The sequence below is a fragment of the Chitinophaga alhagiae genome (assembly GCF_003568665.1).
Taxonomy (GTDB): Bacteria; Bacteroidota; Bacteroidia; order Chitinophagales; family Chitinophagaceae; genus Chitinophaga; species Chitinophaga alhagiae.
Map to the genome: position 1 here is coordinate 1,051,672 of NZ_QXMH01000001.1, position 12,467 is coordinate 1,064,138.

The 12,467-nt window shown below is 52.9% G+C and carries 12 protein-coding genes; 7 read left to right on the top strand and 5 right to left on the bottom strand.

What is annotated here, in order from left to right; all coding sequences use genetic code 11:
- Window positions 1-39 precede the first annotated feature (39 nt).
- Window positions 40-2,472, top strand: a complete 2,433-nt coding sequence (gene pheT, locus D3A97_RS04030) for a phenylalanine--tRNA ligase subunit beta (protein WP_119076905.1) — start codon at window positions 40-42, stop codon at window positions 2,470-2,472.
- Complete coding sequence (locus D3A97_RS04035; protein ID WP_119076907.1) at window positions 2,472-2,777, top strand: hypothetical protein; 306 nt, start codon at window positions 2,472-2,474, stop codon at window positions 2,775-2,777. Before pheT ends, D3A97_RS04035 begins: the two co-directional genes overlap by 1 nt.
- Before the next feature lie 4 nt (window positions 2,778-2,781).
- On the opposite strand, the gene D3A97_RS04040 is transcribed toward D3A97_RS04035, so the two are convergent.
- On the bottom strand, window positions 2,782-3,213 hold the full coding sequence (locus D3A97_RS04040; protein WP_119076909.1) for an RES family NAD+ phosphorylase: 432 nt from the start codon (window positions 3,211-3,213) through the stop codon (window positions 2,782-2,784).
- 3 nt (window positions 3,214-3,216) lie between these two features.
- Complete coding sequence (locus tag D3A97_RS04045; RefSeq protein WP_157986340.1) at window positions 3,217-3,591, bottom strand: Xre family toxin-antitoxin system antitoxin; 375 nt, start codon at window positions 3,589-3,591, stop codon at window positions 3,217-3,219.
- A gap of 402 nt (window positions 3,592-3,993) precedes the next feature.
- Between D3A97_RS04045 and D3A97_RS04050 the strand changes: the two genes are divergently transcribed.
- The 4 genes from D3A97_RS04050 to D3A97_RS04065 all read left to right on the top strand — a co-directional run bounded on the left by D3A97_RS04050 (window position 3,994) and on the right by D3A97_RS04065 (window position 7,738).
- Window positions 3,994-4,287: a cell division protein ZapA gene (locus tag D3A97_RS04050; protein ID WP_119076914.1), complete on the top strand. Its 294-nt coding sequence runs from the start codon at window positions 3,994-3,996 to the stop codon at window positions 4,285-4,287.
- A gap of 155 nt (window positions 4,288-4,442) precedes the next feature.
- Window positions 4,443-6,008, top strand: coding sequence for a ribonuclease Y (rny, locus tag D3A97_RS04055; RefSeq protein WP_119076916.1), 1,566 nt, complete (start codon window positions 4,443-4,445; stop codon window positions 6,006-6,008).
- 110 nt (window positions 6,009-6,118) lie between these two features.
- Window positions 6,119-6,727: a 3-keto-disaccharide hydrolase gene (locus D3A97_RS04060; protein WP_119076918.1), complete on the top strand. Its 609-nt coding sequence runs from the start codon at window positions 6,119-6,121 to the stop codon at window positions 6,725-6,727.
- Between the two features lie 198 nt (window positions 6,728-6,925).
- Window positions 6,926-7,738 (top strand): purine-nucleoside phosphorylase, encoded by an 813-nt coding sequence (locus D3A97_RS04065; RefSeq protein WP_119076920.1) that lies wholly within the window; start codon window positions 6,926-6,928, stop codon window positions 7,736-7,738.
- An 88-nt stretch (window positions 7,739-7,826) separates the two neighbouring features.
- Here D3A97_RS04065 and scpB read toward each other — a convergent pair whose 3' ends face one another.
- From scpB to D3A97_RS04080, 3 genes are all read right to left on the bottom strand, one after another.
- Window positions 7,827-9,119, bottom strand: coding sequence for an SMC-Scp complex subunit ScpB (gene scpB, locus D3A97_RS04070; RefSeq protein WP_119076922.1), 1,293 nt, complete (start codon window positions 9,117-9,119; stop codon window positions 7,827-7,829).
- A 119-nt stretch (window positions 9,120-9,238) separates the two neighbouring features.
- Complete coding sequence (gene atpG / locus D3A97_RS04075) at window positions 9,239-10,126, bottom strand: ATP synthase F1 subunit gamma (RefSeq protein WP_119076924.1); 888 nt, start codon at window positions 10,124-10,126, stop codon at window positions 9,239-9,241.
- A gap of 95 nt (window positions 10,127-10,221) precedes the next feature.
- Window positions 10,222-10,803: a DJ-1/PfpI family protein gene (locus D3A97_RS04080; protein ID WP_119076926.1), complete on the bottom strand. Its 582-nt coding sequence runs from the start codon at window positions 10,801-10,803 to the stop codon at window positions 10,222-10,224.
- Between the two features lie 303 nt (window positions 10,804-11,106).
- Between D3A97_RS04080 and D3A97_RS04090 the strand changes: the two genes are divergently transcribed.
- Complete coding sequence (locus D3A97_RS04090; RefSeq protein WP_119076930.1) at window positions 11,107-12,465, top strand: 3-keto-disaccharide hydrolase; 1,359 nt, start codon at window positions 11,107-11,109, stop codon at window positions 12,463-12,465.
- Window positions 12,466-12,467: the final 2 nt, after the last annotated feature.

Below are 12,467 nucleotides of genomic sequence, written 5' to 3' on the forward strand. Positions count from 1 at the left end.
AAATTAAAACAGCACCCTGGGTGCTGACAGGAATAACAGATGACAATTTCGTATAACTGGTTATGTGACTATTTGCCGGTAAAACCCAGCCCGGAGGAACTTTCTGTGATACTGACGGCAATAGGCCTGGAAGTAGAAAGCCTGGAAAAGTTCGAAAGCGTGAAAGGAAGCCTGGAAGGCCTGGTAATTGGCGAAGTGCTGAGCGTGGAGCCACACCCCAATGCAGACAAGCTGCGGCTTACACGGGTAAACATCGGCAACGGGGAACCGTTGGCCATTGTTTGCGGCGCGCCCAACGTAGCGGCGGGCCAGAAGGTAGTGGTAGCCCCCGTTGGCGCCACCATCTACCCCGCTTCCGGAGAGCCCATGACCATGAAAAAAGCGAAGATCCGCGGAGAAGAAAGCTACGGCATGATCTGCGCGGAAGACGAAATTGGCCTTGGCGCCAGCCATGACGGCATTATGGTGCTGGACCCCGCCCTTCAACCTGGCCTCACCGCCCGGGAGCTGTTCCAGCCCGCACAGGACTGGGTATACGAGATAGGCCTTACCCCCAATCATATGGACGCTATGAGCCACATTGGCGTGGCGCGGGACGTATGCGCCTACCTCAACAACCGGGAAAAGACCCAGGCCTACCACGTGCGCAAACCGGGGCTGAACACCGCCTGCGCAGCGGAACAGCCTTTACAGATAGGCGTGGAAGTGAAAAACACCGAAGCCTGCCCCCGTTATTGCGGGCAAACCATTACCGGCGTCAAGACCGGCCCTTCCCCCGCCTGGATGCAGCACCGCCTGCAGGCCATCGGGGTGCGGCCCATCAATAATATTGTTGACATCACCAACTACGTACTGCATGAAACCGGCCAGCCCCTGCATGCCTTTGACGCGGACCAGATAAAGGGCGGCAAAGTGGTGATACAGAACCTGCCCACCGGCACCCCGTTCATATCGCTGGATGGCAAGGAACGCAAGCTGGATGAGGGAGACCTGATGATCTGCGACGGCGAGAACAACGGCCTTTGTATTGCGGGCGTTTTCGGGGGCCTGAACTCCGGCGTGAAAGACGGTACGGTGAACATCTTCCTGGAAAGCGCTTATTTCAGCGCCACCGGCATCCGTAAAACCTCCATGCGCCACGGCCTCCGTACAGACGCCGCCGTGCGTTTTGAAAAGGGGCTGGACGTTGGCCTGGCGCCTTTTGCACTGGAGCGCGCCGTAGCCCTCATTGGCGAAATTGCCCAGGGCCTGCCGGCCTCCGGTATTACGGACGTGTATCCCAAACCCATAGAAAGCCCGTCCATCACCGTTACTTATGCGTACATCAACCGCCTCAGCGGCCACCAGTACGCGCCGGAACAAGTGCAGAACATCCTGCACAGCCTGGGCTTCACCATTCATGCAACAGCTGACGCGGAGCTGAAAGTAAGCCCGCCCCTGTATAAACCGGACATCACCATCCCGGCAGACATTGTGGAGGAAATTATGCGGATAGACGGGCTGGACAATATTCCCATCCCCGAACTGGTACACATGGTGCCCTCCCGCCAGGCGCAGCCAGACAAGGAAAGGGTGAAGGAAAAGATCGCGGACTACCTGGCCGCCAACGGCTTCTCCGAAATATTCACCAACTCCATCACCAACAGCCAGTATTACACGCACCTGGACCCTGACAGCCTGGTGAAAATGCTGAACAGCCTGAGCGCCGATCTGAACGTGATGCGCCCTTCCATGCTGGAATCCGGCCTGGAGCGGATTGCCTATAACCTGAACCGCCGGAACGACGACCTGCTGTTTTTCGAGTTCGGGAAAACATATGCCCGGGAGGCCACCGGCCAATACCCGGAAACGGCCCACCTCAGCCTCTACCTCACCGGGCAGAAGCTGCCGGAGAACTGGATGCACAAACCGCAGGCGGTGGATTTCTACTACCTGAAAGGATACGTGGCCAACATATTGCAGCAACTGGCCCTGCCCGCTCCGCAAATGACGGCCACCACCGTACATGGCCTGCAGCCGGCCTTTGAAGTAAGCGTAAACGGCCGCACCGTGGCCGTGCTGGGCGGCGTAGAGAGTAAACAACTGAAGGCGTTTGACATCAAACAACCCGTTTGGTACGCTGATTTTTATTGGGACGTGATACTGCAGCAATTGCAGGTAAAAGATACTTTCTTCGAGGAAATACCTAAATTCCCGGCTGTAAGGAGAGACCTTGCGCTGGTGCTGGACAAACAGGTGAGCTTTGCCGCTGTGGAAACGGCCGCCCGCTCTGTAAAAACAAACCTGTTGCAACAGATCAACCTGTTTGATGTTTTTGAAAGCGAGAAGCTGGGCGCCGGTAAAAAGTCTTACGCCGTCAGCTTCACCTTCCAGAACAGGGAGAAAACGCTCACAGACCAGGAAACTGACGCGCTGATGGGCAAATTCATCAAAGCATTTGAAACGCAATTACAGGCGGAGATCCGCAAATAATGGCACTGGAACAAACCATACAACGCATTGAGGACAAACTGCAGCAGCTGATAAAAAAGCTGCAGCAGTCGCAGGCAGATAATGCCATGCTGCGCACACAATTGCTGGAGCACCAGGAAGAATTGCGCCGGCAGGAAGCCGTTATTACCGGCCTCGATGAAAAGCTGAAGCTCGCCAAGATAGCTACGGTTACGCAGGGGAATGGTTTGTCTGAAGAGGAAGCGGCCTTCAGAAAAGAAGTGCGCGGGAAGATCAATGACTATATCAGGGAAATTGACCGGTGCATTGCGCTGCTGAACTCGTAGTTGTTCAATAACTGCATTTATCCACTTTTACGATACTTACCTCCTTCATCAGCTCATGCTTCGGATTAAGGAGGTAATTTTTTTGCCCGGGCCAGTAAATGGAAGGGAAACCTATTACCAGGGTGCGACGGGCCCGCAGCGCGGCGGAGCCAAATTCCAGCGCGGCCGGCGGGCGCGGCTCTTCCCGCCAGTGAGGCGGCAGGTTTTCTTCGTCAAACAGCTCACAGCTGCCGTCCGGCACGTCCAGCTCCGAAATGACCATGGTAGGCGGCAGCTTGCCGGTAGCGGCGTAAATATTGCTTTCAAGAATGCAGAGCGGCCATGAATCGAACACGTAAATACAGCTGTCTGCTGCCAGGTTCCAGCGGCCGCTTTCCAGGTACGCCCCTTTCAGGTCATGCGCCTCTTCCCAATGCCCGAGTTTGTACAGCCGCATCCCTTACGCCCCCTTTTTTACTTTGTGGATCAGGCTTCTGACCTCCAGCAACCCGGGGTGCGTTTCTATCACTTCCAGCGGCGTGCGGCCGCCGAAGGTGCGGTTAGGGCTTTTCATCCAGTTATGGAACAGCTCCCTGTCACCAAAAACGGTATAGCCATGGCTGTACAATTCTACTACGGCCATGATACGGTCACTCACGATCAGGCTGAAAGTGTCTTTCCCTTTTTTCAGGTGCAGCGTACGGTCTGTTACCGCCAGCAGGTCACTGAGCGTGTTATAGTCAAATTCAAAAATCTCCTTGAGCGTGGCCAGTTCGTCTTTCGAAATACCACGCTTTACAATTTTTTCTTTCTCTGTAAATGGAATTGTTTGCAAACCCAGGATGGACTCATATGTACTTAACAGATCACCTGCGGTTTTTTTTGTGAAAAAAGCCCCTTTTCCTCTTTCATCCCGCCCGGATTTGCCCTTAACAGGCAATGCGCTCATTCAGAACAGCGATTTTAAATATTGTACAAATACCTGCACATTTTTGTGCTTAATATTCTCCAATATTATCGAAAGACTTCATCATTTCACCTGAAGATATTCACAGCTAAGAAAGAAAAAATTCCAAAGCAGCCATGAGCGCAGAGTGACGGAGGAGGGCCGGCAGAAAAAAAATAACGGCGATGATGAAAAAAAGGAGCACCCATGAAAAAAGGTGGCGGAAGCAGCCTATCCCGTTCCTTTTGTTACATTTGTAACTGTCACAGACCCACGTATAAACAACAATAAATGGAAACACTCATACCTGTAAATATCGTAGTAGCGGACCGCACTTACCGGATAAAGATCCGGACGGAAGAGGAAGAAGACGTGCGCCGGGTGATGAAGGAGGTGAACGAGAAGATCATCGAATTCAAGGCGGCGTATGCGGGCAAAGACATCCAGGATTACATTGCCATGGCGCTCATCATGTACGCCACGCACCCTGCCACCAGCGGCGGCAAGGCCCAGGCCGGCGTAGCCCCTTTTTTACTGGAAAAACTGCAACACCTTGACAATCTGCTGGATGAGCATTTAAAATAACCGCCGGTGCTGCATTTTTAATCCCTAATCAACTCATTATCACAACCTCCTGTGCTTTGGTGCCATTTTTTTGTTATTTTCGCGGGTCTGTTCCCGCCTGTTCAAAAAAATGGGCCGGGAAGGCATTTATAAATACTTTTTAAACTAATTAAAATATGACAGATCCTTTAATGATCATAGTGGCCGGAGTTGTTGCGCTGGCGTTAGGTATACTGCTCGGAAAACTGATTTTCTCAAAAAACACCCAAATAAAGATCCAGGAAGCGGAAGAACAGGCAAAGCGGATAGTATCGGAAGGGCAGCAGACCGCCGAAACCCTGAAAAAGGACAAGCTGCTGGAAGCCAAGGAAAAATACCTGCAGATGAAGTCGGAGCACGAGAAAGAAGTGATGCAGCGTAACCAGAAACTGGCGGAGTCAGAAAACCGCATCAAGCAGAAAGAGCACACCCTGAACCAGAAAACAGAACAACTGCAGAAACAGGCCACCGAGAATGAGGCCATCAAAGAAAACCTCGGTCGCCAGATAGAGCTGGTAAACATCAAACGCTCCGAGCTGGAAAAACACCAGGAAGAGCACATCCGCCGCCTCGAAAAGGTAGCGGCCCTCACCGCTGAAGAAGCCCGCCACCAGCTGGTAGAAAGCCTGAAAGAAGAAGCCCGCAGCCAGGCCCTCAGTCACATCCAGGAAATTATAGAAGACGCTAAAATAAAAGCGAACAAGGAAGCCAAAAAGATCATCATCCAGTCCATTCAGCGCACTGCCGCGGAACAGACCATTGAGAACGCCATTACCGTGTTCAACCTGGAAAGCGATGAGATCAAAGGCCAGATCATTGGCCGCGAAGGCCGTAACATCCGCGCTATTGAAGCCGCTACAGGCGTAGACCTGATCGTTGACGATACGCCGGAGGCCATTGTACTGTCTTCTTTTGACCCCCTGCGCCGCGAAATTGCCCGTCTCAGCCTGCAGCGCCTGGTGCAGGACGGCCGCATCCACCCCGCCCGCATTGAGGAAGTAGTGGAAAAAACAAAACGCCAGCTGGAAGAACAGGTGATGGAAATAGGCGAACGTACCGTCATAGAGCTGGGCATTCACGGCCTGCATAAGGAACTGGTGCGCATGGTAGGTAAAATGCGCTTCCGTTCTTCTTACGGCCAGAACCTGCTCATGCACTCCAAGGAAACCGCCAACCTTTGCGCCGTAATGGCCGCGGAACTGGGCCTCAACCCCAAACTGGCCAAACGCGCCGGCCTGCTGCACGACATTGGCAAGGTACCCGATGAAGAATCTGAACTGAGCCACGCCCTGCTGGGCGCCAAACTGGCTGAAAAATACGGAGAGCACCCCGCCATTGTGAACGCCATAGGCGCCCACCACGACGAGATGGAAATGGCCTACGTGATCTCCCCCATTGTACAGGCCTGCGATGCCATCAGCGGCGCCCGCCCCGGCGCCCGCCGCGAGATCATGCAGAGCTACCTGCAAAGGATCAAAGACCTCGAGAACCTGGCCATGGGTTACGACGGCGTGGAAAAGGCCTACGCCATCCAGGCCGGCCGCGAGCTGCGCGTAATTGTGGAAAGCGAGAAAGTATCAGATAATGATGCGGACCGCCTCAGCTTCGAGATCGCCAACAAGATCCAGAACGACATGCAATACCCCGGCCAGATCAAGGTGACCGTGATCCGCGAACGCCGGGCCGTCAACGTGGCACGCTAGTTATACAGGATATTTACACTCCAAAGGCGCACTTTACCGGTGCGCCTTTTTTTATTGCTTCTGATGTCAATTATAGGTATCTTTCAACCCATCAAAAAAACTACGGTTGTATGAAAAAAAGATTCATGACGCTGGCAGTGCTGGGCCTGCTCTCCATCAGCACTGTGTTTGCGCAAAAACAGCAAAAGCTGTTCAATGGCAAAAACCTGGATGGCTGGAAAATACACGGCACAGAGAAATGGTACGTAGATAAAGGCGAGCTGGTATGTGAAAGCGGCCCTGACAAGGAATACGGCTACCTGGCCACAGAAAAGACCTTCAAGGATTTTGAACTGACCGTACAATTCAAACAGGAAGCCAACGGCAACAGCGGCGTATTCTTCCACTCTTCCCTGGAAGGCACCAAAATAGCCGGCTGGCAGGCCGAAGTAGCCCCTCCCGGCAACAACACCGGCGGCATTTACGAATCTTACGGCCGCGGCTGGCTCATTAAACCCGCAGCGGAAAAAGACAAGCACCTGAAAATGGGCGAATGGAATACCATGAAGGTAGTGGTGAAAGGCAACAACGTTACCACCTACCTCAACGGTGTGGAAATGATCACGCTGAACGATGAGAAGATCGGCGCCAAAGGCGGACAGATTGCCCTGCAGATCCACTCCGGCGGCGGCATCAAGGTACGCTGGAAAAATATCAGGATCAAGGAATTGAAATCATAAATTCCAGACAAACTTTTGAAGGCGGCCGCACAGCCGCCTTTTTTTTGCCAGGTTGCCGCCGGTATGTTCCAGGCAGCGGCCGCGCCGCTTTTCAGACCTGCTTCCGCCCCGGCAATTTCATCGCTTCCGCGGCGGTGTGAGGTCTCCACAGCAAGAGCGGCAGGCACCTGCTCCGTTTTTATTCCGTTAATTTGCAGCATGACTTTACAACAGCAACTGGCAGAAACCGTTCTGCACCTGCGCCAACAAGGCTTTGAGGGCGCCATCGCGGGCATTGTGCTCGGTACCGGCCTTGGCGAACTGATCCACAAAATTGATATTGTTAAAAGCATTCCCTATGCGGACATCCCCCACTTTCCGGAGTCTACCGTAGAATCACACAAAGGGCATCTCGTTTTCGGCCATATCGGCAAAACGGCCGTAATTGCCATGCAGGGCCGGTTCCACTACTACGAAGGGTATACCATGCAACAGATCACCTTTCCCATCCGCGTGATGAAAGCGCTGGGTGTTGCCAAGCTGCTGCTGAGCAATGCGGCGGGCGGCATGAACAAGGCCCTGAAAAAGGGAGACCTGGTGCTGCTGGACGATCATATCAACCTGCAGCCGGAAAACCCGTTGAGGGGCCTCAATTCTCCCGATTTCGGCCCCCGTTTCCCGGACATGCACCAGCCTTATGACCCGGACCTCAGCGCCCGCCTGCAAGCCGCCTCCGGCAATATGCTGCACAAAGGCGTATATGCCGCCGTGATGGGCCCCAACCTGGAAACGCGGGCGGAGTACCGTTTTCTGCGGATGATAGGAGCGGACGTAGTAGGCATGAGCACCGTGCCGGAAGTTATTGTAGCCAACCAGATAGGGCTCCCCTGCGCCGCCGTTTCCGTAGTAACGGATGAGTGCGACCCGGACAACCTCCACCCTGTCTCACTGGCTGAAATATTGGAAGTGGCCGCCAAAGCGGATAAAGTATTGAGCGGGATATTTGCGGAAGTGGTGGAAGGATTGCAGTAGGGTCCATACCATTTCCCGGCGAGCATAAAAAAATCCTTGCAAGCAGGCATATGGCCCGTTTGCAAGGATCAGCATTTTTATATTGTAATTAGCTTTTCGGTTCCTCTTCTTCGTCGTCAGATTCCTCGTCAGTCATCCTGTCATCCGCATCTTCTATTTCAGCGTCCGCATCGTCTTCCTTCTCCACGTCATTTTCGTCATAGGCATCGTCCTTAAATTCAACTGTTTCGTTTTCCGGTTCGTCGTCACCTCCATTTTCCTCTTCATCCTCCCCGCTATCATCGTCACCATCTTCATCTTCATCTTCCTCTTCTTCGTCATCATCTTCGTCATCGTTGTCATCACCATCTTCGCCGTCATCATCATCTTCCTTCTCATCATCCTCTTCTTCGTCTTCCTCGTTATCATCGTCATCATTATCTTCTTCTTCACCATCCTCTTCCTCAGTATCATCCTCCTCGTCATCATCTTCTTCCTCATCGTTGTCATCATCATCTTCTTCCTTCTCGTCATCCTCTTCTTCGTCTTCCTCGTTATCTTCCTCATCATCATCTCTTCCTTCGTCTTCATCCTCTTCCTCGCTATCATCATCTTCTCCCCCAGGTTCCTCCGGCTCTTCCCCCGCCTCATCGCTCTCCATCGCTACATCCTCTACTTCAGCTTCATGTTCCTCCGTAGGTTCTTCGGGCAGGGTATCATCCATCATGATGGTGGTAGTGGTTTCCGTCAGCTCCCCGTTTTCGGACACTACCAGAAAGCCGTCTTCATCTTCCGCCGCCGCTTCAGGCTGTTGTACATTCTCCAGCGTCAGCTGGGTAGGCGCCACAAAATCTTCTTCAAACACCTCTTTCAGCTTGGGCAGGTCTGCCGGCGTGTTGAGGCCGAAGTAGTCCATGAAAGCCTTGGAGGTGGAATACAGCAGCGGTTTGCCGGGCAGGTCTTCGCTGCGGCCGGAGATCACGATCAGTTCTTTTTCCAGCAGTTTGGTGATGGAATAGTCTGTGCTCACCCCGCGGATGTGCTCTATTTCCCCTTTTGAAATGGGTTGTTTATAGGCAATAATGGCCAGCGTTTCCAGGGCGGCGGTAGACAAGCGCTTCAGGAACTTTTCGCCGTTAAGCTGGGCCACGGTCTGGTAATAGTCTTTTTTGGTGAGGAACTGGTAGCCGCCGCCGCTTTCGCGCACGCTGAAGGCATAAAATTCCGAGTTATATTTTTCCTGGATGGCTTCTATGGCCGCATCTACCTGCTCGGGGGTGGCGCGGTCTTCCAGGAAAGCCAGGGCGTTATTGAGCAGCTCCAGTATGTCTGCCGCCGGCAGCGGGCGGTCTGCGGCAAATATCAGCGCTTCTACATGCGGTATGAGCTGGGAAATTTCCATGGTCCTTCAATTTGCCCGGGGCGCGGGCCGTAAAACAAAAATGTCAAAGGCCGAAAATAAGACCTTTGACATTCTTTGAGAAATATAAATATCCTGTTGTTGATTAGTTGTGAATAAGATCAACCCATCAAAGCCGCGGCGCCGCTTACGATCTCGGTCAGTTCCGTTGTAATGGCGGCCTGGCGGGCGCGGTTGTACTCTATCTTCAGGCTGCGCAGCAGTTCTCCGGCGTTTTCCGTGGCCTTGTCCATAGCGGTCATACGGGCGCCATGCTCGGAAGCGTGGGCGTCCAGTACGGCCTTGAAAAACTGGGTATTGAGGATCTTCGGCATCAGCTCAGTGATGAGGATTTCCTTTTCCGGCTCGAAAATGAAGTCTGCCTTGGTCTGTTTGGCCCCTTCCTGCTGTTCTACTTTGGCAATGGGCAGGAACTGCTCCACTTTAAAGCGCTGGGTAGCGGCGTTCTTAAATTCGCTGTACACAATATCCACCGCATCGTACTCTCCTTTTACGAAACCGTTGAGGGCCACGGCTGCGGCCTCTTTTACGTTCTCAAAGGTGAGGTGGCCGAACAGGCCCCAGAAGTGATCGTTCACCTTGTAACCGTTCTTGGAAAAATGCTCATATGCTTTTTTGCCGATGGGCAGCACTTCTACATGGCCTTTGGCAAACTGGGCGGAATATTTTTCCCGGATGGTCTGTTTGGCCAGCTTGATCACGTTGGTGTTGTAAGCCCCGCACAATCCGCGGTCTGATGTGATAGCCACTATCAATACCTTTTCTACCGAACGGTTGGCCGCCAGCGCCATATCGATGTCACCTTCCGAGTTGCTGACAATGTTCTGCAGCATTTCCTGCAGTTTTTCAGCATAGGGGCGCATCTGAACAATAGCGTCCTGGGCACGGCGCAGCTTGGCAGCACTCACCATTTTCATGGCCTTCGTGATCTGCTGGGTAGATTGGATGGATTTAATGCGGTTACGAACTTCTTTAAGCTGTCCAGACATATATTATGTATGAAATTTTGGCTGCAAAGGTAAGCAAAGGCCGTATAATTCGGAAATCCCTGCCCGATATATTTCTCCTGATTCTGGTCAGGATTTTACAAAGTAACCGTAGTGCCCAGCACCTGCAGGAAAGCGGCCATCCATTGCGGGTGGGCGGGCCAGGCGGGGGCGGTTACCAGGTTGCCGTCCGTAACGGCCTCATATACATTTACAGCCTCATATGTTCCGCCGGCCATGGTCACCTCCGGCTCCACAGCGGGGTAGGCGGTCAGTTTTTTGCCCCTCACCACATCTGCCGCCGTAAGTATCTGAATACCATGGCATACGGCGGCAATGGGCTTGTTAGCGGCCGCAAAATGTTTTACCAGGTCAATCACCTTCTTGTTGAGCCGGAGATATTCCGGGGCGCGGCCGCCGGCTATCACCAGGGCGTCGTATTCCGCCGGGTCCACGTCCGAAAAGGACGCATTGAGCACAAACAGGTGGCCCCGCTTCTCGCTGTAGGTCTGATCTCCCTCAAAGTCGTGAATGGCCGTGATGATCTTTTCCCCGGCCGCCTTGTCCGGGCACACGGCATGTACATCGTGCCCTATCATCTGCAACATCTGGAAAGGCACCATCGTTTCGTAATCTTCGGCGTAGTCCCCCGTCAGGAACACTATCTTTTTCTTTGCCATATGTATGATTTTTTTAAGGTCAACTTATCTGCATAAAGATATTTCTGCCCGGGCATACTACCAAAACGAGATTTCGCTTATCTTGGGAACCGGAAATCATGTGGAATATCTTTTTTGCAATCGTTTGCAAATATTGAGAGGAATTTTCTATCTTGGCTTCGCGGAGGCCAATTTTACAGTGTATTGGGCCTTGGCGGCGCGCCACCACGGGCAGCGTGCGCAAACGGTCAACTAAACAAGAGAGCAGCAGGTGCAAAAAGCCCGTATTGCAGACAGCGGCTTATCTCATACAAACAAAATTCCATGAAAAAGTATTTCCTTCTTGGCTGTGGATTGCTTCTGATGACAGCCACGCAGGCACAGAACGGCAAATGGCAGAACCTGTTCAACGGTAAAGACCTCAAAGGCTGGAAACAACTGAACGGTAAAGCCACCTATGAAGTAAAAAGTGGCGAGATCATAGGCACAACGGTAATTGCGGAGCCTAATTCTTTCCTGGCAACAGAAAAAGACTACGGCGATTTTATTTTTGAGGTGGAGTACAAGCTGGACCAGGACTTCAATTCCGGCATCCAGTTCCGCAGCCAGAGCAAACCGGAGTATAACAACGGCCGGGTGTACGGCTACCAGATGGAGGTAGACCCCTCTGCCCGCCGCTGGAGCGGTGGTATTTATGAAGAGGCGCGCCGTGGCTGGCTGTACCCGCTGGACCTGAACCCGTCTGCGCAGAACGCCTATAAGGCCAATGCCTGGAACAAGTACCGTATTGAATGCCGCGGCCCGGAAATCCGTACATTTATCAACGGCATTCCGGCGGCGCACCTGGTAGATGCCGAGCTGCCTTCAGGCTTCATAGCCCTGCAGGTACACGGTATCGGTAAAAAACAGGAAGATGTGGGTAAAAAGATCCGCTGGCGCAACATCCGGATCATAGAAAATCCGGCGGCTTCCCAGTATTCCCCGTATGACAGCATTTACGTGGTGAATAACATCCCCAACAACGTGTCTGCACAGGAAAAACGCAACGGCGTACGCCTGCTGTGGGACGGCACCACCTCCAAAGGCTGGCGTGGGGCTTACAAACCGGCTTTCCCTTCCAAAGGCTGGGAAATTAAAGACGGTACGCTCAACGTAGCTCCCTCAGACGGCGGCGAGTCTACCAACGGCGGTGATATTGTAACGGAAGAAGAATTTAGCGCTTTTGACCTGGAGTTTGATTTCAAACTCACCGAAGGGGCCAACAGCGGTGTGAAATACTTTGTTACGGAGAAAGAAGGCAACACCGGCTCCGCCATTGGCCTGGAGTTCCAGGTGCTGGACGATGCCAAGCATCCTGATGCCAACATGGGCGCAGCAGGCAACCGCAAGGTAGGCTCCCTGTACGACCTGATACCGGCCTATAAATTCACCAATTCCCACAAAAAGATTGGCGAATGGAACCATGGCCGGGTAGTGGTTTACCCGGACAACCGGGTGGAGCACTGGCTGAACGGGCACCTGGTGGTGAGCTACAAGCGCGGTGATAATATTTACAAGGCCCTGGTGGCCCGCAGTAAATACGCCAAGTTCGATAATTTTGGCCTGGCCGAAAAAGGACGTATTTTGCTGCAAGACCACGGTAATGCCGTGAGCTTCCGCAGCATCAAAATAAAAACACTCTGATA